The organism is Pradoshia sp. Z5_111, assembly GCF_058267535.1.
Window position 1 is genome coordinate 13,232 of the sequence record NZ_JBZCPQ010000016.1, and the last position, 23,575, is coordinate 36,806.

The 23,575-nt window shown below is 38.0% G+C and carries 23 protein-coding genes; 1 reads left to right on the forward strand and 22 read right to left on the reverse strand.

Features of this window, described 5'->3' with window-relative positions:
- Window positions 1–5: 5 nt before the first annotated feature.
- The 19 genes from AC4D4A_RS18600 to metG all read right to left on the reverse strand — a co-directional run bounded on the left by AC4D4A_RS18600 (window position 6) and on the right by metG (window position 20,852).
- Window positions 6–1,622, reverse strand: coding sequence for a putative polysaccharide biosynthesis protein (locus tag AC4D4A_RS18600; RefSeq protein ID WP_490997202.1), 1,617 nt, complete (start codon window positions 1,620–1,622; stop codon window positions 6–8).
- 180 nt (window positions 1,623–1,802) lie between these two features.
- Complete coding sequence (spoVT, locus tag AC4D4A_RS18605; RefSeq protein ID WP_490997203.1) at window positions 1,803–2,339, reverse strand: stage V sporulation protein T; 537 nt, start codon at window positions 2,337–2,339, stop codon at window positions 1,803–1,805.
- A gap of 199 nt (window positions 2,340–2,538) precedes the next feature.
- Window positions 2,539–6,075 carry a transcription-repair coupling factor gene (mfd, locus tag AC4D4A_RS18610; protein ID WP_490997204.1) on the reverse strand — a complete coding sequence of 1,179 codons (3,537 nt, stop codon included), beginning with the start codon at window positions 6,073–6,075 and terminating at the stop codon, window positions 2,539–2,541.
- A gap of 117 nt (window positions 6,076–6,192) precedes the next feature.
- Window positions 6,193–6,423 (reverse strand): anti-sigma-F factor Fin, encoded by a 231-nt coding sequence (locus AC4D4A_RS18615; RefSeq protein ID WP_490997205.1) that lies wholly within the window; start codon window positions 6,421–6,423, stop codon window positions 6,193–6,195.
- Between the two features lie 78 nt (window positions 6,424–6,501).
- Complete coding sequence (gene pth, locus AC4D4A_RS18620) at window positions 6,502–7,065, reverse strand: aminoacyl-tRNA hydrolase (RefSeq protein WP_490997206.1); 564 nt, start codon at window positions 7,063–7,065, stop codon at window positions 6,502–6,504.
- 212 nt (window positions 7,066–7,277) lie between these two features.
- A complete protein-coding gene (locus AC4D4A_RS18625) occupies window positions 7,278–7,886 on the reverse strand; it encodes a 50S ribosomal protein L25/general stress protein Ctc (protein ID WP_490997207.1) in 609 nt (202 codons plus the stop codon).
- 142 nt (window positions 7,887–8,028) lie between these two features.
- Window positions 8,029–8,982: a ribose-phosphate diphosphokinase gene (locus AC4D4A_RS18630; RefSeq protein WP_066103164.1), complete on the reverse strand. Its 954-nt coding sequence runs from the start codon at window positions 8,980–8,982 to the stop codon at window positions 8,029–8,031.
- Window positions 8,983–8,997: 15 nt separating this feature from the next.
- Window positions 8,998–10,371 carry a bifunctional UDP-N-acetylglucosamine diphosphorylase/glucosamine-1-phosphate N-acetyltransferase GlmU gene (gene glmU, locus AC4D4A_RS18635; RefSeq protein ID WP_490997208.1) on the reverse strand — a complete coding sequence of 458 codons (1,374 nt, stop codon included), beginning with the start codon at window positions 10,369–10,371 and terminating at the stop codon, window positions 8,998–9,000.
- Window positions 10,372–10,576: 205 nt separating this feature from the next.
- Complete coding sequence (gene spoVG, locus AC4D4A_RS18640) at window positions 10,577–10,870, reverse strand: septation regulator SpoVG (protein ID WP_066103170.1); 294 nt, start codon at window positions 10,868–10,870, stop codon at window positions 10,577–10,579.
- Between the two features lie 168 nt (window positions 10,871–11,038).
- Window positions 11,039–11,860: a pur operon repressor gene (gene purR / locus AC4D4A_RS18645; protein WP_490997209.1), complete on the reverse strand. Its 822-nt coding sequence runs from the start codon at window positions 11,858–11,860 to the stop codon at window positions 11,039–11,041.
- A 53-nt stretch (window positions 11,861–11,913) separates the two neighbouring features.
- Window positions 11,914–12,783 (reverse strand): 4-(cytidine 5'-diphospho)-2-C-methyl-D-erythritol kinase, encoded by an 870-nt coding sequence (gene ispE, locus AC4D4A_RS18650; protein ID WP_490997210.1) that lies wholly within the window; start codon window positions 12,781–12,783, stop codon window positions 11,914–11,916.
- 188 nt (window positions 12,784–12,971) lie between these two features.
- A complete protein-coding gene (locus tag AC4D4A_RS18655) occupies window positions 12,972–13,127 on the reverse strand; it encodes a small, acid-soluble spore protein, alpha/beta type (protein ID WP_066103234.1) in 156 nt (51 codons plus the stop codon).
- 137 nt (window positions 13,128–13,264) lie between these two features.
- Entirely contained in the window at window positions 13,265–13,522 is a 258-nt protein-coding gene (gene veg, locus AC4D4A_RS18660) for a biofilm formation stimulator Veg (protein ID WP_066103179.1), read from the reverse strand.
- A 485-nt stretch (window positions 13,523–14,007) separates the two neighbouring features.
- The gene (gene yabG, locus AC4D4A_RS18665; RefSeq protein WP_490997211.1) at window positions 14,008–14,904 is read right to left on the reverse strand and encodes a sporulation peptidase YabG; all 897 of its coding nucleotides are present in this window, start codon (window positions 14,902–14,904) and stop codon (window positions 14,008–14,010) included.
- 131 nt (window positions 14,905–15,035) lie between these two features.
- Window positions 15,036–15,917 carry a 16S rRNA (adenine(1518)-N(6)/adenine(1519)-N(6))-dimethyltransferase RsmA gene (rsmA, locus tag AC4D4A_RS18670; RefSeq protein WP_490997212.1) on the reverse strand — a complete coding sequence of 294 codons (882 nt, stop codon included), beginning with the start codon at window positions 15,915–15,917 and terminating at the stop codon, window positions 15,036–15,038.
- Complete coding sequence (rnmV, locus tag AC4D4A_RS18675) at window positions 15,910–16,470, reverse strand: ribonuclease M5 (RefSeq protein ID WP_490997213.1); 561 nt, start codon at window positions 16,468–16,470, stop codon at window positions 15,910–15,912. Before rnmV ends, rsmA begins: the two co-directional genes overlap by 8 nt.
- Window positions 16,471–16,633: 163 nt before the next feature.
- Entirely contained in the window at window positions 16,634–17,851 is a 1,218-nt protein-coding gene (locus AC4D4A_RS18680; RefSeq protein ID WP_490997214.1) for a resuscitation-promoting factor, read from the reverse strand.
- A gap of 172 nt (window positions 17,852–18,023) precedes the next feature.
- The gene (locus AC4D4A_RS18685; RefSeq protein WP_490997215.1) at window positions 18,024–18,791 is read right to left on the reverse strand and encodes a TatD family hydrolase; all 768 of its coding nucleotides are present in this window, start codon (window positions 18,789–18,791) and stop codon (window positions 18,024–18,026) included.
- A gap of 93 nt (window positions 18,792–18,884) precedes the next feature.
- The gene (gene metG, locus AC4D4A_RS18690; protein ID WP_490997216.1) at window positions 18,885–20,852 is read right to left on the reverse strand and encodes a methionine--tRNA ligase; all 1,968 of its coding nucleotides are present in this window, start codon (window positions 20,850–20,852) and stop codon (window positions 18,885–18,887) included.
- Window positions 20,853–21,355: 503 nt separating this feature from the next.
- Here metG and abrB point away from each other — a divergent pair.
- Window positions 21,356–21,649, forward strand: a complete 294-nt coding sequence (gene abrB, locus AC4D4A_RS18695; protein ID WP_490997225.1) for a transition state genes transcriptional regulator AbrB — start codon at window positions 21,356–21,358, stop codon at window positions 21,647–21,649.
- Between the two features lie 38 nt (window positions 21,650–21,687).
- Here the strand turns inward: abrB and rsmI are convergent, their stop codons facing one another.
- From rsmI to AC4D4A_RS18710, 3 genes are read right to left on the reverse strand one after another with little or no spacing between them, the layout of a single operon-like run.
- A complete protein-coding gene (rsmI, locus tag AC4D4A_RS18700; RefSeq protein WP_490997217.1) occupies window positions 21,688–22,575 on the reverse strand; it encodes a 16S rRNA (cytidine(1402)-2'-O)-methyltransferase in 888 nt (295 codons plus the stop codon).
- The gene (locus AC4D4A_RS18705; RefSeq protein WP_490997218.1) at window positions 22,553–22,837 is read right to left on the reverse strand and encodes a GIY-YIG nuclease family protein; all 285 of its coding nucleotides are present in this window, start codon (window positions 22,835–22,837) and stop codon (window positions 22,553–22,555) included. Before AC4D4A_RS18705 ends, rsmI begins: the two co-directional genes overlap by 23 nt.
- Window positions 22,824–23,567 carry a tRNA1(Val) (adenine(37)-N6)-methyltransferase gene (locus tag AC4D4A_RS18710; protein ID WP_490997219.1) on the reverse strand — a complete coding sequence of 248 codons (744 nt, stop codon included), beginning with the start codon at window positions 23,565–23,567 and terminating at the stop codon, window positions 22,824–22,826. The genes AC4D4A_RS18705 and AC4D4A_RS18710 overlap by 14 nt, the downstream gene beginning before the upstream one ends.
- Window positions 23,568–23,575 lie beyond the last annotated feature (8 nt).

The window sequence follows — 23,575 nt, forward strand, 5'->3', positions numbered from 1 at the left end:
CTCTCCTAACGTTTGAATTTCTCTTTGTGCATAATTCTTATCAAATGATGTCCTCCCGGTAGATGGGCCAGTTCATCATTTTTAAATAGTTTCATTTTAAGCAGCATATACAGATAAATCATTCCTCCGATTGCAACGGAACTTAATGCATGTATGGAGGCCAGTATTCTTGACTGACCAAGTTCACCCACAAAAAAGGAAAATAAAGCTGAATAGCCTTTTAATACAATATACATGACAATACCGGCTATCACCAAGCTTGCTATATGATAAATTTCCATATTCCTACCAGTTATTCGTTTTTCTATCAGATAAAGCAGCAGGATGCAAGCAGCCATCATTGCAAGAAGACTTGCGTACGCAGCCCCTTTTATTCCGCTTCCCGCAATCAACCAAGGATTTAAAAAGACTTTAATCCCTATCGATAGTAGAATAACCACAACTGATGATTTCCAAAACCCCATTGTTTGCAAAATAGTTGAGCATGTCACCAGGAGGGATGCGAATAATATTAGGATAGCGAGTACACTTAATGCCCCAATCCCTTCATCATCTTTAAAAAGCATAATATTCACTGACTGGATAATTCCTAATAACCCAATAGCTGCTCCAACTCCAATAGCAGAACTGATTTTAATAGCCAATCTGCACATTTTCTTAATTTCTTCGATTGCTTTACTTTTTTGCAAGTTGGTTAATACGGGGACAATGGATAAAGAAAGTGAAGTGGCTACAACAAGCCCTACCTGTATCAACGGTTGCCCTCGGTCATAAACACCCTTCATCGCTTTTGCTTCCTCTGCAGGTATCCCTTGTGCAAGGAGATTCGTATACAGTTGGAAGGAGTCAATTAATTGAAGTAGTAGCAAGTACATATTACTTAAACAAAAACCTAGCCCCTGAAATAAAAGGACTGCTCCCGTTTTGATTAGTACTTCCTTTTCTGGCATCAGTGCTGGAAAATAATCATGGCGTTCTCTCCATAAATAAAGACCCAGGACAACAATAGCTGCAACACCTCCAATTAAGGACCCTGCTATCGCATTTTCACCAACGGTGTATAAAGAATACTCAAATTTCATAAGCAAATATGTACCAATCAAAATAAAGGCAACCCTAAATAGCTGCTCAAAGGTTTGGGAAAGCGCTGTTGGAAGCATATTTCCCTCTGCCTGATAAGTACCCCTTACAATGGAAATAAAGGGCATTAGCAAAAAGGAAAAGGCCACTATGCGAATTAAAGGGGCAAGTTGAATATCATTCATAACCTTAGCTATCAAATCGGCTCCTAAATATAGCAACACAAACAATATAATTCCAAAGAGAGCAACCCATATAAAAGAAGCTGCTATTATTTTTTTCTTTTCTCTATTTACAGTACCCGACCTGTTAAATTCAATCAGCAGCTTAGAAATACCAACCGGGAATCCATAAGTAGCCAGAACAACAGCTATTCCGTAAAAAGGATACACCTGTTGATAAATATAAAAACCCGTGTCCCCAGCCATATTCTGAAAAGGAACTCGGTATATAGCACTCAATATTTTTACGATTAAAGCTGCTGCTGTCAGAATAACAGCGCCTTTTAAAACTTTGTGTGAAGAATCATTCTGACGGCTCATCCAAATAAAGCACCTCTCTATCTATTTCCAAAACATTATAACATAAGCGAATATAATGGCTATTTGGTGCAATGCTTAGCTCCTTTTCATAGTTAAAGGATTATTTTCAGGATACAAAAAAAAGGTTAATTGGAAACTCCTTGGAGTTTTCACAATTAACCGTTAAACAATAATATATTATTATTGTTCCATTTGCTTCGCAAGGAAGCTTGCAGCTGTTTCGATTGCTTTTAATTCAATTTCACCAACTGTAGCTTCTTTAGCAAAAATCACAACAGCGCCGATTGGATCGCCGTTTGCAACAATTGGAGCCACTGTGTAGGAAGCTACTTCTTCATCAACGCCATCTACAAGTGAAAAAGAACCTTTTTGAGTATGTAGAACTGAGTTACGATCCTCCATAATTTTCTCTACAGAGTCACTGATTGCTTTATTTAGGAATTCTTTTTTAGAGCTTCCTGCTACTGCGATATATGTATCACGGTCACAGATTAAAACTGGGTTTCCTAAGCTATCATAAAGTGCCTCTGCATATTCTTTAGAGAAGTCTCCAAGTTCGCTGATAGGAGAATATTTCTTTAAAATTACTTCGCCATCTCTGTCAACGAAAATTTCTAAAGGATCTCCCTCGCGGATTCTCAATGTTCTTCTGATTTCTTTTGGAATAACAACGCGTCCTAGATCATCTATACGACGAACAATACCAGTTGCTTTCATTCTATGTTGCCTCTCTTTCATCGGGTTGATTTTTTGCGACACATCCTGCTGCCCAAATCGACTATGCCGCCGATGTTGTACATAGTATTTTTCTAATGGTAACTTCTATACATAAAGAAAATTTTTTCTTTATGTATCACCATAAAAAGGAGGGCATTGGTACACTTGATTGCTTTAAAAAGCGCATAGTTCACTTTTACTATTCAGTCTTTTCTTTAACCTTTTTGTTACGTTCCAATTCAGAAACTAATTCAAAGGCAGCATTGAGCCAGTCCTGAACCGGTACTTTCTTTACGTATAAAACCATTTTCAAGCGATTAGCCTCCATACCCAGTCCGACCATACGGCCAAACTTTGAAGCAGATCTGAATAATACATGTCCATCAATTTCTTTACTTGTTTTTTCAGAGGTGATAATAGTAACTTCATCTTTTGTCTGCTTAATTAATTCTACACCTGCCCGAATAGCAAGAACTTTAATTTCTGCAATTTTAAATAGGTAGGTAACTTCTTGTGGGAATTCTCCAAATCGGTCAAGCATTTCCTCCTGAAGTTCATCCAATTCCTCAGAAGTTGATATGCTTCTGAAACGTTTGTACATTTCGATTTTTTGATTACCGTCAGAAATATAAGAATCCGGAATATATGCATCAACTTTAAGATCAATTTCAATCAGATTATGGACTTCTTTATTGGTATCCCCTTTTCGTTCCTGAATTGCTTCTTTGAGCATCTGGGAATAAAGGTCAAATCCAACAGAATCGATAAAGCCATGCTGCTCCGCACCCAAAAGATTACCTGCACCTCGAATGGTCAGATCCCTCATTGCTATTTTAAAGCCTGAACCCAACTCTGTAAATTCCTTTATTGCCTGTAATCTTCTTTCTGCAACCTCTGTCAATACCTTATCCTGCCGATAAGTAAAATACGCATATGCTACACGATTGGATCTTCCAACCCTTCCCCGTAGTTGATATAACTGGGATAAGCCCATCCTGTCTGCATCATAAACGATGAGTGTATTGACATTAGGAATATCCACTCCAGTCTCAATTATGGTAGTACTTACCAACACATCAGCCTCACCCTCAAGGAAACTGTACATGACAGATTCAAGCTCACTTTCTGTCATTTTTCCATGCGCGGTCACGATTTTGGCATCCGGGATTAGCATCGACAGCTCTTCAGCTCTTCTTTCAATATCCTCTACACGGTTATACAAATAGTATACCTGTCCTCCCCTTGCCATCTCCCGTTCAATTGCTTCTCGTGCTAGCATCGGATTATATTCCATTACATAGGTTTGCACAGGGAAACGATTCTCCGGAGGTGTTTCAATTACCGAAAGATCCCGCACACCAAGCATGGACATATGCAAGGTTCTTGGTATTGGGGTAGCTGTCAGAGTCAGAACATCTACATTTGTTTTTAATTGTTTAATTTTTTCTTTATGTGTTACACCAAATCGTTGCTCTTCATCTACAACAAGCAAGCCCAGATCTCGATAAACGATATCCTTCGATAAAATTCTATGTGTTCCAATAACCACATCAACTGTTCCATTTTTCAGGCCTTTAATCGTTTCATTCTGCTGTTTTCTGGTTCTGAATCTACTTAAAAGGCCGATGTTGATTGGGAAATCCTGAAACCTTTCACGCATTGTCTCATAATGCTGCTGGGCAAGAATGGTGGTGGGCACTAAAAAGGCAACCTGTTTACCATCAGCAACAGCTTTAAATACAGCCCGAATGGCAACCTCGGTCTTCCCATATCCTACATCGCCACATAGTAAACGATCCATTGGACGTTCACGTTCCATATCCTTCTTGATCTCGACTATAGATCTCAGCTGATCATCTGTTTCCTTATATGGAAAAGAAGCTTCGAAATCCTTCTGCATTTCTCCATCCGGCATAAAAGCGTAGCCCTTCGCCGTCTCACGTTCCGCATATAATTTGATTAAATCGTCAGCTATATCCTGAACAGTAGATTGAACCTTGCTTTTTACGCGCGTCCAATCATTACCGCCAAGCTTATACATTTTAGGTTCTTTGCCTTCTGAACCAACATATTTCTGAATCAGGTCAATTTGATCTACTGGCACATAAAGCTTATCAGTTCCCTGATAGCGAATATGAAGATAATCTTTATGAATTCCATTAATCTCTAATGTTTCAATACCAATAAACTTCCCTATCCCGTGATTTACATGGACAACATAATCTCCTGGCTTTAATTCGGAATAATTTTTTATACGTTCTGCATTGGACATTTTTTGCCTTCTGGCTGATTTCCTTGTTCGCTTATTAAACAGTTCTTTTTCCGTAATAAGGGCTAGTCTCTGCATAGGAAGCTCGAATCCAGTCAGTAGCTGCCCCTCCATAATCTGCAGGGATTCTATCTTAATATCATCTTTATTTTGTACAAAGCTTGCGTCCACTTCATAATCCTCTAAGATACGCTCTATTCTCTTGACCCGCTCCTCATCGGCACCCATAAGAACAACTGTGTATTTTCCTTTTTTCCAGCGTTCTACCTCAGCTTTAAATAAATTCATCTGCCCATGGAAATCCTGCATTTGCTTGCAGCTGATATTTACGATGTTTTGAGGGCTTGTTTGAGGCACATGCCTTAAAAACAGTGACATATAAATATGCGGATATTTATGTTGACCCATAAGTGAAGAGAGTGAATGAGATAGAGTAATATCATGAATAATTTTCCCCTCATCCAGTAGAGTTGTAAAATATTCCGCCTCTTCCTTATCTAGCTGTTCTCCCATTTCCTGAATCCTGCTGATTTCATCAAAAATGACGATACTCTCTGTCGGAATATAATCTAGCAAACTAGCCTGTTTATCATAGGCCAGTGACATATATTGAGTGATATGGTCAAATTTATTCCCGCTTCTAAGCATTTCAATTTCATGCTCGATTTGCTGAACCATCCGCTCTTGCGCCTCTGCATTTTTAATTCTTTTTAAGGATTGACTTAAGCCGGCTTCTAAACGCTCTGCTATTTGAGCTACATTGCCCTTATTCAAAATAATTTCATTGACCGGACTGATCAATGCCTTTTTAACCTTTTCTAGCGATTTTTGATCTTCAGCTGAAAATATACGAATGGAATCAATCTCTGTATCAAACAATTCAATTCGGAAAGGGTTTTCTTCTGTCAGAGGATAGATATCCAATATTCCACCTCTAAGAGAAAACTCACCTGGAGTCGATACCATATCTGTTCTAGAATATCCAAGCGATACTAAATTCTCTAATACGCTCTCGATATTCAGATCATCGCCCACATTCCATTCAATCAAAGATTCCTTCCAAACAGACCGAGGTGGAAGTACCTTTTTAATACCGGATATCGGAGCAATAATAACTCCGCCATTTCCCTCTTTTGCAAGATAATTAAGTGTTTCTATTCTCTGTGTACGCAGTTCAGGACTGGCAACACTTAATTCAGCAGCAATCAATTCATTTGCCGGAAAAAGAAATACCTTATCTTTATTTAAAATCGACGTTAAGTCTTCATATACTTTTTGGGCATGTAAAAGGTTCGGTACCACCACTAAAAGGGGCCGATTTGTTTGTTCATTTAGCGCTGCCATATAGAGAGAACGCGAAGAACCTGTTAAGCCGGCCAATAATTGTTCCTTCAGACCTTCTTGTAGCCCGTCTGTAATTGATCGGATATCTTTGTTATCTGTAAGCAGTTGCTGCAATTTATTCATATAATCCGTCCTCCCTTCAGCCTTCTCCATAATTTATATATTTATAGTTGGTCTGCTATGTGAAAATAATAAACAGAAAAACGCTTTGGAATTATTCATCCAAAGCAGTCCACTGTCTTATTGTATTAAGTGTTCGAGCAAATGATAGTCTGGATTTTGATCCAGAGTATTCTGGCAGCTTTCACAAATCGATCGAATGCGAATAGTTCCATTCTCTCCATATTCAATAATCTCTTTTCTTTCCTCGGTTGAAAGAAAATCATAAACCGATTGATATATTTCATCCTGCTGTTCGCTAATCTCACCTAAAGTATGCCCACAGTGCCTGCAGCAATAATGTAGCGTCATATCATACCCTCCGCTTATTATATACCGCTAGTATGCACCTTTATCTTATTGTTTATTCAGTCTAGTAGAAGGATATGATTATTGTCCATTAAATGAGTTCATAACCTTTAAAAATGGCTCATTAAGCCATTGATCGCAAACTTTTAAGGATTTATCAATAGCCTCCTTCATGACTTCCCATTCATCATCTTTGAAATTGGTCAGCACGTAATCAGGCACTGGAATTCTTCCTTCCGGCCTGCCAATCCCAACTCTTATACGGTTAAAACTATCTCCGCCTAAATGCTGGATAGTTGATTTCATCCCATTATGGCCCCCGGCACTTCCCTTTTGTCTGAGTCGAACTTTACCCCTTGGTAAATCAAGATCATCATAGATAATCGCAATATCATTCAAATCTATTTTATAAAAACGGGCTAACGGAGCAATGGCTTCCCCCGAAAGATTCATATAAGTCAATGGCTTTAATAAAACGACCTTTTCTCCATTAACGGTTCCTGTTCCATATAAGCCATTATATTTACTTTGATTCATTTTAATATTCCAGCGTTCAGCCAAATAATCAATGATTAAAAACCCGATATTATGACGTGTTCGCTCATACTGTGATCCTGGGTTTCCAAGACCTACAATCAACTTCATACCTTTACACATCCTTGTGAATATCAAACTAATTAGTTTCCTCTTAACATTTTATACTGTTTCATCCTCAAAGGAAAATAAGGATAACAAAAATTTGTGATTTTTTTAGCATGTCCCTTTCTCTTTTTTGTCATGATAAAAAAGGCTGCTGAGAAAAGACAATTCTCAACAACCTTCTTATTACGAGTTCTATATTGCTAATCGGTATAATATTAATCTTCTTTATTATCCGCTGTCTCGGCACTTACCTCTTCTTCAGCATCATCCGTATCAACTGTAGGAGGAAGGATGGATGCAACGACTTCATCCTCATCCTGTGAAATGGTATAAGAACCATCTACATTTAAATCAGCGACGATAATGGAGTCACCAATTTTTAATTCTGAAACGTCATATTCGATTGAGCCTGGAATATCATCAGGCTTAGAGGATACTGTTACGGTGTGCAGAGTTTGTTGCAGCATACCGCCGGATTTTACTCCCTCTGCCTGTCCAACAAGATCAATTCGCACCTCTACATCGATTTCCTGCGACATATTTACGATTAAAAAGTCAGCGTGCATAATATTCCCTTTTATAGGATCTTGTTGATACTCTGTAAGCATTACCTTTTCTTTACTACCATTTATCTCAATCGATAGTACGCCATTGCGTCCACTTTCTTTGATCGCCTTTAAAAAGCTACCTTCATCTACAAATATTGTCTTCGCTTCTTTTTGATTCCCATATACTACTGCAGGGAAATTACCTTCTGCTCTTAATTCTCTTAAAGATGAGTGTCTTAAATCTGTTCTTTCACTTACTGTTAAAGTTGTAACCATTTTGCTTCACCATCCTAATCTATTTTAAATATCCCCCTTTCATATTCCCTAATCTCCCGAACTCGAAACAATTCACTTATCACTATGGGTAAGTTACATTGAATGATAACTAAAAGAAGTCTGCCTTATGGCAGACTTCTGATCAATCGAATAATGTACTTACTGATTGTTCCTCATGAACACGGATAATTGCCTCTCCAATTAAAGAAGCCACTGATAGATTTACGATCTTATCAATTCTTTTTTCTTCTGGTAGTGCAATGGTGTTTGTAACAGCCAGTTCTTTAATTTTGGAGCTTTGAATTCTCTCGATTGCCGGACCTGATAGTACTGGATGTGTACAGCAGGCATAAACTTCTTTTGCTCCATTTGCAATTAACGCATTGGCAGCTAGTGTAATGGTACCGGCAGTATCAATAATATCATCAATTAAGATAGCTGTTTTTCCTTCAATGTTGCCAACAATATTCATTACTTCTGCAACATTTGGTCTTGGACGGCGTTTATCAATTATCGCAATAGGTGCTTTCAAGCGATCAGCCATTTTACGGGCTCTTGTTACTCCGCCATGATCTGGAGATACAATAACGATATCCTCCAAATTCTTCTGTTGGAAATAATCCGCAAGAATTGGCACACCCATTAAGTGGTCAATCAGAATATCAAAGAATCCCTGAATTTGAGGAGCATGAAGATCAAGCGTAATGACACGGGATGCCCCTGCTGTTTCCAATAAATTAGCTACAAGCTTGGCTGTAATAGGTTCACGTGCTCTTGCTTTTCTATCCTGACGCGCATAACCATAATAAGGCATAACAATATTAATGGTCTTAGCAGACGCTCTTTTCAGCGCATCAATCATAATTAGCAGCTCCATTAGATGTTCATTTACAGGCTGGCTTGTTGATTGAATGACATAAACATCGCATCCGCGAATACTTTCTTCAATATTGATTTGTACTTCACCATCGCTAAATTGCGACACTGTGCATTTTCCTAATTCAACGCCAATCTCTTTTGCAATTTCTTCTGCTAATCCGGGATTCGAATTAAGAGAAAAAACCTTTAAATTAGGATCTAAATATCGATTTGACATTATGGGCCTCCAAGACTATTTTTTAAGATTTAACTTGCCTACATAATTTTCTTTGTTTACCTGACGTGCACGGGCAACTGATAATGCCTCACCTGGAACATCTTTCGTAATTGTTGAACCAGCGGCAACATATGCTCCCTTGCCTACAGTTACGGGAGCAACCAGGTTCGAGTTACAACCGATAAAAGCTCCGTCTTCAATCGTAGTCAGGAATTTATTTTTACCATCATAATTTACCGTGATGCTTCCGCATCCAACATTTACACCTTCTCCAACATTTGCATCCCCTAAGTAACTTAAATGAGATGCCTTGCTTCCTTTACCAAAGGTGGTTTTTTTGATTTCAACAAAGTTTCCAATTTTAACATCGTCCATAATATTGGATTGAGGACGAATGTGGGCGAAAGGTCCTATTTGAACCTCAGATCCAATTTGGCTATCATGTGCAACCGATTGGCGAATAACCGTATTATCTCCAATATTACAATTTTCGATTTCCGTATTCGGCCCTATTTTACAGTTGCTTCCTATTACTGTATGACCAGTAATAGTCGTACCTGGATATATATATGAGTCCGTTCCTATTTGTACATCTTTATGGATATATGTGTTTTCCGGATCTACAATAGTGACTCCATTACGCATATGCTGTTCATTAATACGACGTTTCATATATGTTTCTGCCTGTGACAGTGCTACTCGATCATTAATACCTAGCGTTTCTGCAAAATCAGGTGTCTCATATGCAGAAATAATTTCTCCCTGTTTCTTTAGTATCTCAATAACATCCGGTAAATAGTATTCACCCTGTGCATTATGATTAGAAACATTTTTTAAGCAATCAAATAAGAGCTTATTATCAAAACAGTAAGTACCAGTGTTAATCTCTTCAATAAGCAATTCTTCTTCAGTTGCATCTTTATGTTCTACAATTTTCTCAACCAAGCCCTCTTTGTTTCGCACGATACGACCATAACCAGCAGGATTGGTTGTTCGTGCCGTGAGGATTGTAGCTTTTGCTTTTTGCTCAGCGTGCAGATTTAATAATGCATCTAACGTTTCTGCTGTAATAAGAGGTGTATCTCCGCAAATCACAAGAGTTGTGCCTTCTTCACTACCAAGTAGGTCCTGTGCTTGCATAACCGCATGGGCAGTTCCTAATTGTTCTGCTTGCAGTGCATATTCAGTCTTGTCCTTTAAGACTGACTTAACCTCTTCAGCGCCATGACCAATAATCGTTACAATTTTTTCCGCCTTAATGGATGATACGTTATCTATAACATGTTCTACCATCGGCTTGCCGCATACGGGATGTAATACTTTATATAAGCTGGATTTCATTCTCGTCCCTTTTCCCGCAGCCAGTATTACAGCATTTCGGTTCGTCATGATTGCCCTCCGTTTACCTTTTTATCCATTACGAATATACCTTAACTCCATGTTCTTTTCAAGAAGGGGAGTTAAAACCATGAATTAATTTATAATTTTTTGAAGAGAAATGCACTGGAGAGTATTGGAGGAATTTGTGAAGAAAAATAAAAAAGAGCCTCTCAGATGGTCGGCTCTAGATGTTGATTTTAAAATTTTCTATTTATTAAGATGCTCCTGCTCCTTCTAACTCTACCTCTTCCATTTCACCAATACGGTGATACTCGGCAAGAACAGCTTCCTGGATTTTACCGCGCGTTCCAGAATTGATTGGATGAGCGATATCACGGAACTCTCCATCTGGAGTGCGTTTGCTTGGCATTGCCACAAACAGGCCATTATTCCCATCTATAACTCGAATATCATGAACAACAAATTCATTATCCAAAGTAATGGATGCAATCGCCCTCATTCTACCATCTGTATTGACGCGGCGTAATCTTACGTCAGTCACTTCCATCTATGTCACCACCTTTTATAATGCGAATTACTAAACTATTTCCACAAAAATTATGATATTCCTTCTTTTTTTTGAAAAATATAGAAATTATTTGTGAAATTTTTTAATAACTGAATATAATCGCAGTATAAAAGGCACTGAACACCCAATCGGTTATGCTGATTACTCCTACTTAGATCGGAAGAAATTACCTTTATTCACCTTAATTGTTTTATCCTTCATATTCACATCCGTCAATTTAATCAAAGATAGGTACTCATCGACAAGACGCTCCTCAGAATTTTCAGCTTCAACTAACACAGCAATCCCTGCTACATTTGCATCAAATTCCTCAATTAAGTTAATCATGCCGTTTACGGTTCCGCCGGCTTTCATGAAGTCATCCACAATCAAAACCTTCGAATCCCTTTTAAGACTTTTTTTCGACAAGACCATTGTTTGAATTCTTTTATTTGAGCCTGATACATAATTAATGCTTAATGTCGGACCTTCTGTTACTAATGAATCTCTTCTGACAATAACCACAGGAACATTTAAATAGTGAGCTACTGAATATGCTAAAGGAATACCTTTTGTTGCTACTGTCATAACAACGTCAATATTTTGGTTTGCATAATGCGAAGCAATTAGTTTTCCTACATTACTAATTATTTTTGGCTGCCCCAAAATATCAGTCATATAAAGGTAGCCACCAGGTAATAGTCTTTCAGGTGTCTCCATCAGGGCACATAAATCCTTGATAATTTGATTGGATTCCTCCATGCTCACGCCAACAATATACTTTACTCCGCCAGCCGCTCCAGGGACTGTAACCAACGTTCCATTCCCCATTGCCTCCAAGGTCTGTTTAATAATCACGAGATCCTCACTGATAGAAGACTTCGCAGATTGATATCTTTCCGAGAAAAAGGATAGTGGAATAAGGGTGGAGGGATGATCCATCAAATAGGTTGTCATATCTACAAGACGTTCACTTCTGCGCAATTTCATTTTTACCCCCAGAACACGAATATTTTATTATGATTCTATATTAATGTCCGTACTTATTCAATATCCAGCCTGTTTCCAAGCAGGCGAACTGCATAAACATGTTCACAAAAACCCATTAACCCGTTATAAATCCTTTGCATACGCGAATCATGTTCAACCAAGCCAAATACTGTTGGTCCGCTTCCACTCATTAACACAGCATCAGCTCCAAATCTGCTCATTTGTTCCTTAATCATTTTCACTTCAGGATACATTTTTAACGTTACACTCTCTAAAACGTTCCCCATGCTTTGACACATAGCCTCATAATTTTGATTATATATAGACTCTACCATTGAATTTATATTAGGGTGTGCCAAATCATTTATCTTCAAATTACGATAGACATCTGCTGTAGATACCCCTATTGTTGGCTTCGCCAAAACTACCCAGCAGTTTGGAGGTGCTGGCAGATGCTCAATTCTTTCTCCCCTGCCCCTTGCGATTGCTGTACCACCATGCACACAAAATGATACATCTGATCCTATCTCGGCTCCAAGCTCTGCAAGCTGGTCCATAGAAAGGCCAAGGTTCCAAATACGGTTTAACCCTCTTAATGTTGCCGCAGCATCACTGCTGCCACCTGCAAGACCTGCTGCCACAGGGATATGTTTATCAATAGTTATCTCAATACCTGTATTAATCCCGTATCTCTTTTTCAATAATGCTGCTGCCTGATAAGCCAAATTCCGACTATCATCCGGCACATAGCGATTATGCGAGTTAATTTTTATGGCATTGCTATTTAGTTCCATCAGTTCAATTCTATCTGCTAAATCGACATTAGTCATAACCATTTCAACTTCATGGAAGCCATCTTCCCTTTTATATAAAACATCCAGTGCCAAGTTAATCTTAGCAGGTGCTTTCTCCATCCATTTCATTCTGTTCACCTACTTATCCTTTTGTTACCTTCTCACATTGTACATTTTCGTAACACCAATCGCCACTATTCGTATAAATTTTTCTCTTTAATTTGTGGCGAACAAGAAAACCCCAGGATATAAATCCCTGGGGTTTAATTGCCGTACCGAACAAGTATTAGTTTTCGGAAAGTCGAATGTCACAGCATTTATGATCGATTGGCTAATTGCTGCTCTGCTATTTCAATTGCCCTTTTCACCATATTCCCTGCATCAACGGCTCTAATTCCGCCCCATCCTTCTTTCTGCACTACATCCCAGAAACCAAGTTCCTTAGCAAGCTCTTCTTTAAACTTTTCAGACATCATACTTCTTCTGCCCAAGTTTAACAGCTCCTTTTTATCGGTACGACCTTCATATCATTTATCTAAAACTAAATTTCGAAACAGCCAATATATTCATGTAGGCAAATAAAAAAGCAGAGAACTATTGTTCACTGCCGTTACGCCATTTTTCCTGATGTCTCTTCAGTAAATGTTAATTCTACCGTTTCTGTTAATACATCTGCATAGCTGTATGAAACTCTTTCAAAAGAGTTCTCATCCTGATCTAATTCGACAACGAATACTGAGGGATAAGTTTCAGCTAATACACCTGAACGTTCGATAGTTTTTCTTCTACCGCCATTCGCTTTGAGTAGCAACTTCTGTCCCAAATGGGAATCCAAAATCTGTTTAATATCATTCAAACTTTTTGGCATGCTTCGTCCACCTCACTAAAAGTAGTATATCACATAGACTAATGACGGTCAAATAAAATAATAAATTATATCAGTGATCAAATTTGTTTGTCAATGTTTTTCACAAGAAAAATACCGTTTTTTTCTCTCTTTTATTCTACCCTATTCGACAGATAGATATGTATGTAAATTCCAATTACATTATGTTTAAGATTATAGAGGGGATAAATGATTTATTTTGTTGAATAAAACTATCTTGGAGAGGCACTTCTACAAAACATTCTACTCTTCACTAAATACCAGTAAGTAGACTCACTTTAATAGAGATCAATACGGACTTTTCCCCTTTATCTGGTGGATATACAAAAAAAGCACCGATCATTAGCCATCGGTACTTTTAGCATTAGTAATCATTCTGTTAAGATTCTGCTTATAAATCGTACTATTTCAAGAGTTGAGAGATAGTAAGACCTTTTAAAAAGCCATATGATAAGGATTAGACAAAATTAGTCATCTGTATTAAGCTTTTCCTTCGCCTCGTTTGTATGATAAGGCATTCCGATTCTAAGAACACCCTTCGATTCAACTCCTCCAAGCCCTTTCTCGCCTGTCAAAGTATTACGTAGAACCTCCCATACATTCACATGATCCATAAAAGGCGTAAGACTAATCTTTCCAACAATATAAACCGGATCTAATGCATGGATATTCACGCGGGAAGGAGAACTGGCAAAATTAGCACCAGCAACGATTAATGATTCAAAATGAGATTGGCAAGCACCTGCAAAGATAACTAAGTGGTCTAAATGGTGAATTTTTTTCCTGGCCTCTTTGACGGCCAGCACGAAGTCCTTTGAATGTCTGTATGCATTTATATCATTAATGGCTCCCTTAGACTTTGAATAGGAATCATGGCCTGTGATGACAAGGATATCAGGCCTGTATTGGTCCAATAATTCTCCAACCTTATAAGGCATCTCACGCTCCTTACAATGTTCTCCGTGTACAGGAATGCCAATGCGCTTATACAGGTCCAGACATTTCTCCAAATAACTAGGATCGCCATCTAGATGCAGAACCTTCCCAGGAATTTGAAAATAATCAACAGGCTGTCGATACCCATCTGTGACTTCATATTCTTTTTTATGACGCAGTCGCTCAAATTCCTGTGATATAAGATGATTTGATTGATTCACCAAAGTATCTGTATACATATTTCTCGTAGCCCTCTCATCTTCGCCTATTACTTTTAGATCCGAGAGAGGTGCATCTGCTTCCAAACGTATATCTTCACCAAATATAATTGCAATTTTTCTGCCCTCATGCTCCAAAATATCTATAACACGAAAATAGATATCGCAATCATACGATTTTCGACCAACTATATCATTAACCTTTATCATGAAAGCCTCACTCCATATTATGTCACTGCAACTAATCAATGGATTCAACATAGGCTATGCAGATCAAGGGCTAGATGTGAAAACAGAAAAAAGCCAGATCAACTTGAACTGGCTTTTTTTGCTTTATATGTTTATTTAAAATGAGGTTTAAGAGCGTTACTTAAATCAGCAAACTCTTGCAGAGATAAGGTCTCTCCTCTTCTAATCGGATCTATACCCGCAGCTTCCAGCCCTTGGAGAATGAGTTCCTTTCTTGCTTTTCCATCAGGAAGCTGGGAAACTAAATTATTTAAAATCGTTTTTCTTCTTTGAGCAAAGCTTGCCCTCGTAATTTCAAAAAAGAAACCTTCGTCTTCAACATCTACAGCCGGTTTATCTCTGACCTTTAGATGGATAACAGCAGAATCTACATTAGGCTGCGGCACAAATACCGTTTTCGGTACAATCATGGCTACTGCAGCTGTTGTGTAGTACTGGACCGCAATCGACAATGACCCATATTCTTTCGTTCCTGGAGCTGCTGCCATACGATCAGCAACTTCCTTTTGAAGCATAACCGTTATACTTTCAAGGGGCAGGCGTTCTTCAAGTAGTTTCATGATAATCGGCGTAGTAACGTAATATGGCAAGTTCGCCACAATATGAAGATCATCTACCTGACCAGTAAATTCCTCCTTAATCACTTTTGCTACGTCTGCTTTTAATATATCCTCGTGAATAACTTGGATATTATCATAAGCTGAAAGGGTATCTTTTAAGATCGGCAAAAGGCGTTGATCTATTTCAAAGGCTACAACTTTCTTACAGTTCTTTGCTAATTGTTCTGTCAACGCGCCAATCCCCGGCCCAATTTCTATTGCTCCGCTCTCTGAGTGAACACCTGAATGGTGAACAATATTTCGTAGTATGTTTGTATCGATTAAGAAGTTCTGGCCAAGACTCTTCTTAAAGGAGAATCCGTATTTATCCAGTATTTCTCTAGTTTTAATTGGGGTTGCAATATCTTTATTCATTTATTTCCACTCCATTTATATGTTCGATTGCCTTCATGAACTCTTCCTTTGAGATTCCAAACATCTTCAATCTTGTATATAGCTGTTTGCCATTTGCATAGCCGATATTCAAGAGTCGACCTAACTTTTCCCGTTTCTCAGCAGAACCTGGACCGCCAACTAAACCGAATATGACCAAATCATCCTTACTGATCACTTCTTTTAGTTCCGAATCCATTAGTTTCGCATTTTTCAATGCCTCTCTGATGGCTTCATCAGACGCATGTTCAACACCCAGCCCACGCCCGGACTTATGGATAGCCAAGTGCTTTGGCAGAAACGCATGCTGGCATCCGGGTACTTCCTGTGAAATAATTTGTCTTATTCTCTCTCCCGGAAAGTCAGGATCAGTAAAAACAATCACTCCCCTGACCTTTTGTGCCAAGCGAATTTGATTTAATGTTTCCTGATTAATAGCTGAACCATTCGTTTCTATTGTATCAGCATTTAAAGCGCGTTTGATGGCCGTGGTGTCGTCTTTTCCTTCAACGACAATAATTTCTTTGATTTTCATTTTCCCTCCAAAAAATTTTATCTAAAATTTGTAATTTACAATTGATATATTTGTGTTATTTTTGTAATATTAATGTAATGTTAATTTATTTACGGTTAACCCTGCCTATTATAACGCAAAAAAACAGCGGATACGAAATCCACTGTATAAATTACCGTAATATTTAACGAATAACTTTTATTTTGACCTTTTTTACACCCCAGTTATGGGCTTCAGCAGATGTAGGAACATAAACGTCAATTTTATTCCCGTTTATGGCACCACCGGTATCTCCTGCAACTGCATAACCATAGCCTTCTACATATACTCTTGATCCAAGCGGTATTAGGTTAGGGTCAACAGCGATAACCTTTTTGTTCGGATTTGCACGCAGGTCAATGCCAACTGCAGTTTTACCCGAACAGCCATCACAGTCAACGGTATAGGCAGTAGCCGTAACATAATATTCATCACTATCACTAGCCTTTTGTACGTTCTTTTTTACATTAGACATTGGCTTTGCTATAGGTTGTTTTTGTTTTGTTCCAACAGAGATCACCTGATCCGTTTTTTCCTTGATAACATTTTCTGAAATCAGCTTTTTGGACACAACTTTCCCATTTTCTTTAATAAGCTCATATTTCTTACTTACGAGACCGTTAACGCCTTCAGTGGTAACTTTCTGTTTTCCTGAGGTTAATGCGGGATCATTTCGCTTGATAGTCTCATATGCAATCGGTTCTTCCACTACATCCGTATCTTTTTCAACACGTGTAATAGACAAGGATGTTTTCTTACTAAGCTGATCGTTTATCCCAGGTTCAACACGATCCAAATCACCAACATGTATATTGGCAGTATTTAAAAAGTCCTTCACAGGAGTCGAGACTGTCCATAGTATTTTTTCATTCTCTCCATCAATTACGGTAACAGGAAAAGCCTTCTCAATATGTATGATCAAACCGGCTTCTATCTTATCATTCATATCATGGGACAGGAAATCCTCGTTCCTTAGCTGTATATTTTCCTCTTTTAAAACATCTTCAACTGTCTTCGCAGTCGTAGCAAAGCTCTGCTCTTTGCCATCTATTATGACCTTTATATCAACAGCAGGCTCCCACACAATGTGTAAATCATCTTTTATTTTAGTCGTTTCAGGTATACTGAGATAGTCCCTCGAATCTACTAATATGTCATGTTCTTCAAGTAATTCACTTATGGTATCAGCATGGGTTTTTACCTTTTGCTTTTCTCCATCCAGGCTCAGTGCCACTGTCTTCTTTGTTCCTTCAAAAAATAAAACTCCGGAAGCTATTAGAAATACAGCGATACTAGTCATCATTAATATTACCTTTGGCGTTTGCCGCGGCCTGGAAAATAGGTTTTTCATGTATTTATTCACGAAAAAATTACCCCCTTTTCACTGAATGCATTATATAAATATATAAATAGCCTTGTCAAATAATACCGCTCTCATGCTTATCAGAGTAAGTATTACATCGAGGCAGTTAATGACATCCAATCTACCTATCCATATACATATATTTTCTCAGTAAAATGGGGGAAATCTGTCTTTAAATCAATTTAAAAAGCGTTTTGGCATTATTCATTGTTGCTTCAGCAACTTCCTCATAAGAAACCTCTTTCAGCCTTGCTATTTCCTCAGCAACAAGTTTGACATAGCCTGGTTCATTTCGTTTCCCTCTAAACGGATGAGGGGCCAAATAAGGACAATCGGTTTCAATCAATAATCTTTCTAAAGGCACAGCCTTTGCAACCTCTTTTGGTTTAACTGCATTTTTAAATGTAACCGGTCCGCCTAAAGAAATATAAAAATTCATGTCTAAGCATACCTGTGCCGTTTCCACACTGCCGCTAAAGCAATGCATAATTCCGCCAACTTCTTCTGCATGCTCTTCCTTAAGGATCTCTACTACGTCCTCTGTAGCATCCCTGTTATGAATGATGATAGGAAGCTTAAGTTTTTTAGCAAGACGAATCTGACGGCGGAATACATCCTTTTGGATATCCTTCGGTGATTTGTCCCAATGATAGTCTAAGCCTATTTCTCCAATTGCCACCACTTTTGGATGCTTGGTCAGCTCTTCAATCCATTCAAGATATTCATCAGTTAGATCGATTGCATCTACCGGATGCCAACCAATCGCTGCATACATAAAGTCATAAGTCTCTATTAACTCCATGGCTCGTTTAATGGTCTTCTCATCAAAACCAACAACGATAACCTTCTCCACGCCATTCGCTTTGGCTCGACTGATAACTTCTTCCAAATCATTATCAAATTGCTCATCATTTAAATGCACATGTGTATCAAATAACAATGTTAGCACTCCTTTACCATTTGCCTAGAATATCACTCTATACCCAAAACAATAGGGATGTTTCACATGTAACATCCCTACGTTCAAATTAAATTATTTAACCTGTGCCCCATTTGGTAAGGATTCTGCAATAGAGGCCAATGCCAATTGACCATCAAGACTTCCTGCTAAAATCATCCCTTGAGATAATACACCACGAAGTTTAACCGGTTTTAAATTCGTTACGCAAATAACTTTCTTACCAGTCAATTCTTCTGGTTTGTAATGCTCCGCAATGCCAGAAACAACCTGACGCTGCTCATATCCAAGATCTAATTGAAGTTTTAACAGTTTGTCTGCTTTTGGTACGGGCTCAGCCTTTATTACTTGAGCTACTCTGAGCTCTACCTTTTTGAAATCATCAATCGTAATCTCTTCTACCTCTTTAGGTTGTGCGATTTCCTTTTTCGCTTCTTGGACCGGTGCGGCTGGTGCAGTACTCTGCATCGCTTCCTTAATATAAGTTACTTCTTCCTCCATATCCAGTCGAGGGAAGATAGGCTGTCCTTTTTTAACAGTTGAATTTTCAGAGATCAATCCGAACTCTTTCAAGCTATCCCAGCTTTGTAACAAAGGATCCTGACAATCCAATTGTTCAAAAATCTTTTCAGGAGTTACAGTTAGGAATGGCTTCAGCATGATAGCAACTCTTCTTAAGGATTCTGCTAAATGAACCATTACAGATGCCAACTCGTCAACTTTAGCTTCATCTTTCGCTAAGGCCCATGGTTGAGTTTCATCAATGTATTTATTTGTGCGGCTTACCAATTGCCATATAGTAGACAACGCAACAGAGAATTGCATATCATCCATTGCCTCTTCATATTTTACTACCGTTTCCTTATTAGCCTGCAGCAGCTGCTGATCAAATTCACGCTCTGACCCTTTATAAGCTGGTATTTTTCCATCAAAGTACTTATTAATCATCGCAACAGTTCTGTTCAATAAGTTTCCAAGGTCATTGGCTAAATCAAAGTTAATTCTTTCAACGAAGCCTTCTGGAGTAAATACGCCATCCGCTCCGAATGGAACCTCACGCAATAAGTAATAACGAAGGGCATCCAAACCATATCGATCTATGAGCGTTACAGGATCTACAACATTCCCTTTAGATTTGGACATTTTGCCGTCTTTCATTAATAGCCAGCCATGTGCAAATACTTTTTTAGGAAGAGGTAGATCAAGTGCCATTAACATGATTGGCCAGTAAATAGTATGGAAACGAACGATTTCCTTACCAACCAAATGGACATCTGCCGGCCAATAATTCATGTACTTGGAGTCATCATCAGTACCGTAACCTAAAGCCGTAATATAATTAGATAATGCATCAATCCAAACATAGATAACATGCTTAGGATCACCCGGCACCTTTATGCCCCAGTCAAAAGTTGTTCTGGAAACAGCTAAATCCTCTAAACCAGGCTTTAAGAAGTTGTTAATCATCTCATTTTTGCGTGACTCCGGTTGAATGAACTCAGGGTTCTCTTCGTAAAACTTTAATAATCGGTCAGCATATTTACTCATTTTAAAGAAGTAGGATTCTTCTTTTACCTTTTCAACTGGACGTCCACAATCAGGACAATTGCCCTCTTCTACCTGACGATCTGTGAAAAATGATTCACATGGAGTGCAATACCAGCCTTCATATTGATCAAGATAAATATCGCCCTGATCAAGCAAGCGTTTAAAAATCTTCTCAACAACCTTCTTATGTCTTTCTTCAGTGGTTCTAATGAAATCATCATAAGAAATATCAAGCTTGTTCCATAGTATTTTGATGTCTCTGATCATACCATCAACATATTCCTGCGGGCTAATTCCTTTTTCTTCTGCCTTTTGCTGAATCTTTTGCCCATGTTCATCTGTACCAGTTAGGTACATAACATCATATCCGCGCATTCTCTTATAACGAGCCATTGCATCTCCTGCAACTGTCGTATATGCATGTCCAATATGAAGATTTCCACTTGGATAGTAGATTGGGGTAGTAATATAAAAAGTATTTAATTTTTCCTTCATCTTTTCCACTCCTTAAAGGCCTTGCAATAAAGTACGTAAGATTTGCCTATAAATGCATTACATAATAGTACATTATAAAGGAATTTCAATTATTTTTATACATATGAACCTAGGGCGCTTTTGGAAAATTTTATTACACATATATATTGAAAGCTTTTTCACAATTAATTATTGTAGACAAGGTGTATTAATTATATGAATATATTTAATTTTGTAATAAAAATACAATTGAGCACAAAATATATTTGTTTTATTTTGAATCTTTTATAATTTATCGTCAATTTATCCATGTAAATGATTCATTTAATGTATATTTATGTAAATTTATATCGTTTTTTTACTGTTTTTTTCATAAAACCTCACTAAATATGGAATAAACTACTATTATTATGCAATCCAAAAACATTGACGGTTTTGGGAATGCTTGGTATTATGAAAACATCCTTAAATTTTGTCGAATAATGACGAATTTTATTAAAAAAATATTTTACTATGAGAGGAGTATTTTTATGAAATCCACAGGTATTGTACGTAAAGTAGATGAGCTTGGACGGGTGGTAATTCCAATTGAGCTTCGTCGTACTTTAGGAATCGCTGAAAAAGATGCTTTAGAAATTTATGTTGACGATGAAAAAATTATTCTAAAAAAATATAAGCCGAATATGACTTGCCAAGTTACAGGTGAAGTATCCGACAACAACTTCACTCTTGCTGACGGTAAATTAATCCTTAGCCGTGAAGGAGCAGAACAGCTTCTTAAAGAAATCCAAGACAACTTGCATGTTGTAAGCAACTAATTAAAAAGCTTCCCTAATGGGGAGCTTTTTAATTGTTTTTATTCTTCATTTTTATCAACATGGTAAGCTTGATAAACTTCTCTTTTTTGAAGATTCCTGTCTTTTGCTACCATCTTTATCGCATCATTCGGTTTGCGGTTCTCAGATTCAATATAAAAATCGACATGCTCTTTCAATTCCATCTCTGTCCACCAGGCTGTTCCTTGATCATCTGCCTCTTGCCTATCAGATCCCTCGGTTATAATCACAAACTCACCGCGTATTTCATGTTCATTAGCCCATTCTATAATCTCTGACAGTGTCCCTCGAATATATTCCTCGAACTTTTTTGTCAGCTCTCTTGCCAATACTATTTTTCGATTTCCAAAAAACTCATACATTATCGTAAGTGTTTCCTTTAATCGGTGGGGAGATTCATAGAAGATTATGGTTGAATCCTTTATTTTTAATCGCTCCAGCTCTTTCTTTTTCTCTTTACGGCTTCGATTTAAAAATCCATAGAAATAAAATGGCTGCGGGACTATACCTGAAGCAATCAGTGCCGTTAAGGCCGCATTTGCACCTGGTAATGATACGACCTTTATGTCCTCCTCTATGCAGGACTGGACTAATTCATAACCAGGATCTGAAATGGCAGGCATTCCAGCATCGCTTACGAGGGCAATTTGTTTTCCACTTTTCATTTTCTCAATCAAGGATTCCCCGCTCTGATTCATATTATGCTCGTGATAACTGACTAACGGTGTCTGAATATCAAAGTGATTACACAGTTTTTTGGTATTCCTAGTATCCTCTGCCGCAATTAAATCTGCCTGCTTGAGGATATTTATTGTGCGAAATGTCATATCATCTAAATTACCGATTGGTGTTGGTACTAAATAGAGAACTGCTTCATTCTCCTTTTCAAAACTTTTTTGGGCCTTCATTGTCTGTTCCTCCCATTTGTACGATCCTTTCCTTGGCGCTCCTGCTTAGCTGTTTAAAGCGATACTCAGCCTGCATAGCCTCTGTCTTTGTCTGATACTCCTCGACATAGCGAAGCACCACAGGCCTTCTCCCTCGTGTATATTTGGCACCTTTCCCATCATTATGTGTATTCACTCTCTTATATAAATCATTTGTATACCCAGCATAATAACTGCCGTCCGCACATTCAAGTACATAAAAGTAGTGATTATTCTTGTCCATTGATGATTGTTCTCAGCTCTTTTGTATACTCATTATTTTCATCATACACAATTAATGGGGGCAATAATTTTAAGTCAGGATTACCGCCTTTTATTCCTTCAATTAGAATTGTATTTGCCTCTTTATTTGCCTTTGGATACACAAATTGAAGACGTTTTGGTTCTAATCTATACTTTCTCATTAACGTTAAAATATCAAGCAGCCTACCGGGTCTATGAACAAAGGCTGCTTTACCGCCATTCTTTAAAAGCTGGCTGCTCACTCTGATTACATCCTCCAATGTACATTTAATTTCATGCCTGGCTATCGCGAAATGTTCATTCTCATTTTGAATTTCCTTCGCAGGCGTCAAAAAATACGGTGGATTACAGGTGACAACATCGTATTTATCATGGCCGAGGATCGGAATGATGTTATTTAGATCCTCATGGTACATTTCAATTCTATCATCCAGCTTATTGTAGCCTATACTCCTGACGGCCATATCATATAGACGCTCCTGTATCTCCACTCCGTATATACGACCCTTGGTGCGTGTACTGAGCAAGAGTGGAATGACACCATTTCCAGAACATAAATCAACTAAATTCCCTTTTTGAATGGGAACATATACAAATTTAGATAATAAAACAGCATCCAATGAAAAAGAAAAGACACTCGGGCTTTGAATAATCCTAAGTGGCTCTCCCAATAAATAATCCAGACGCTCATCATCTTTTAATATATACACTCTACAAT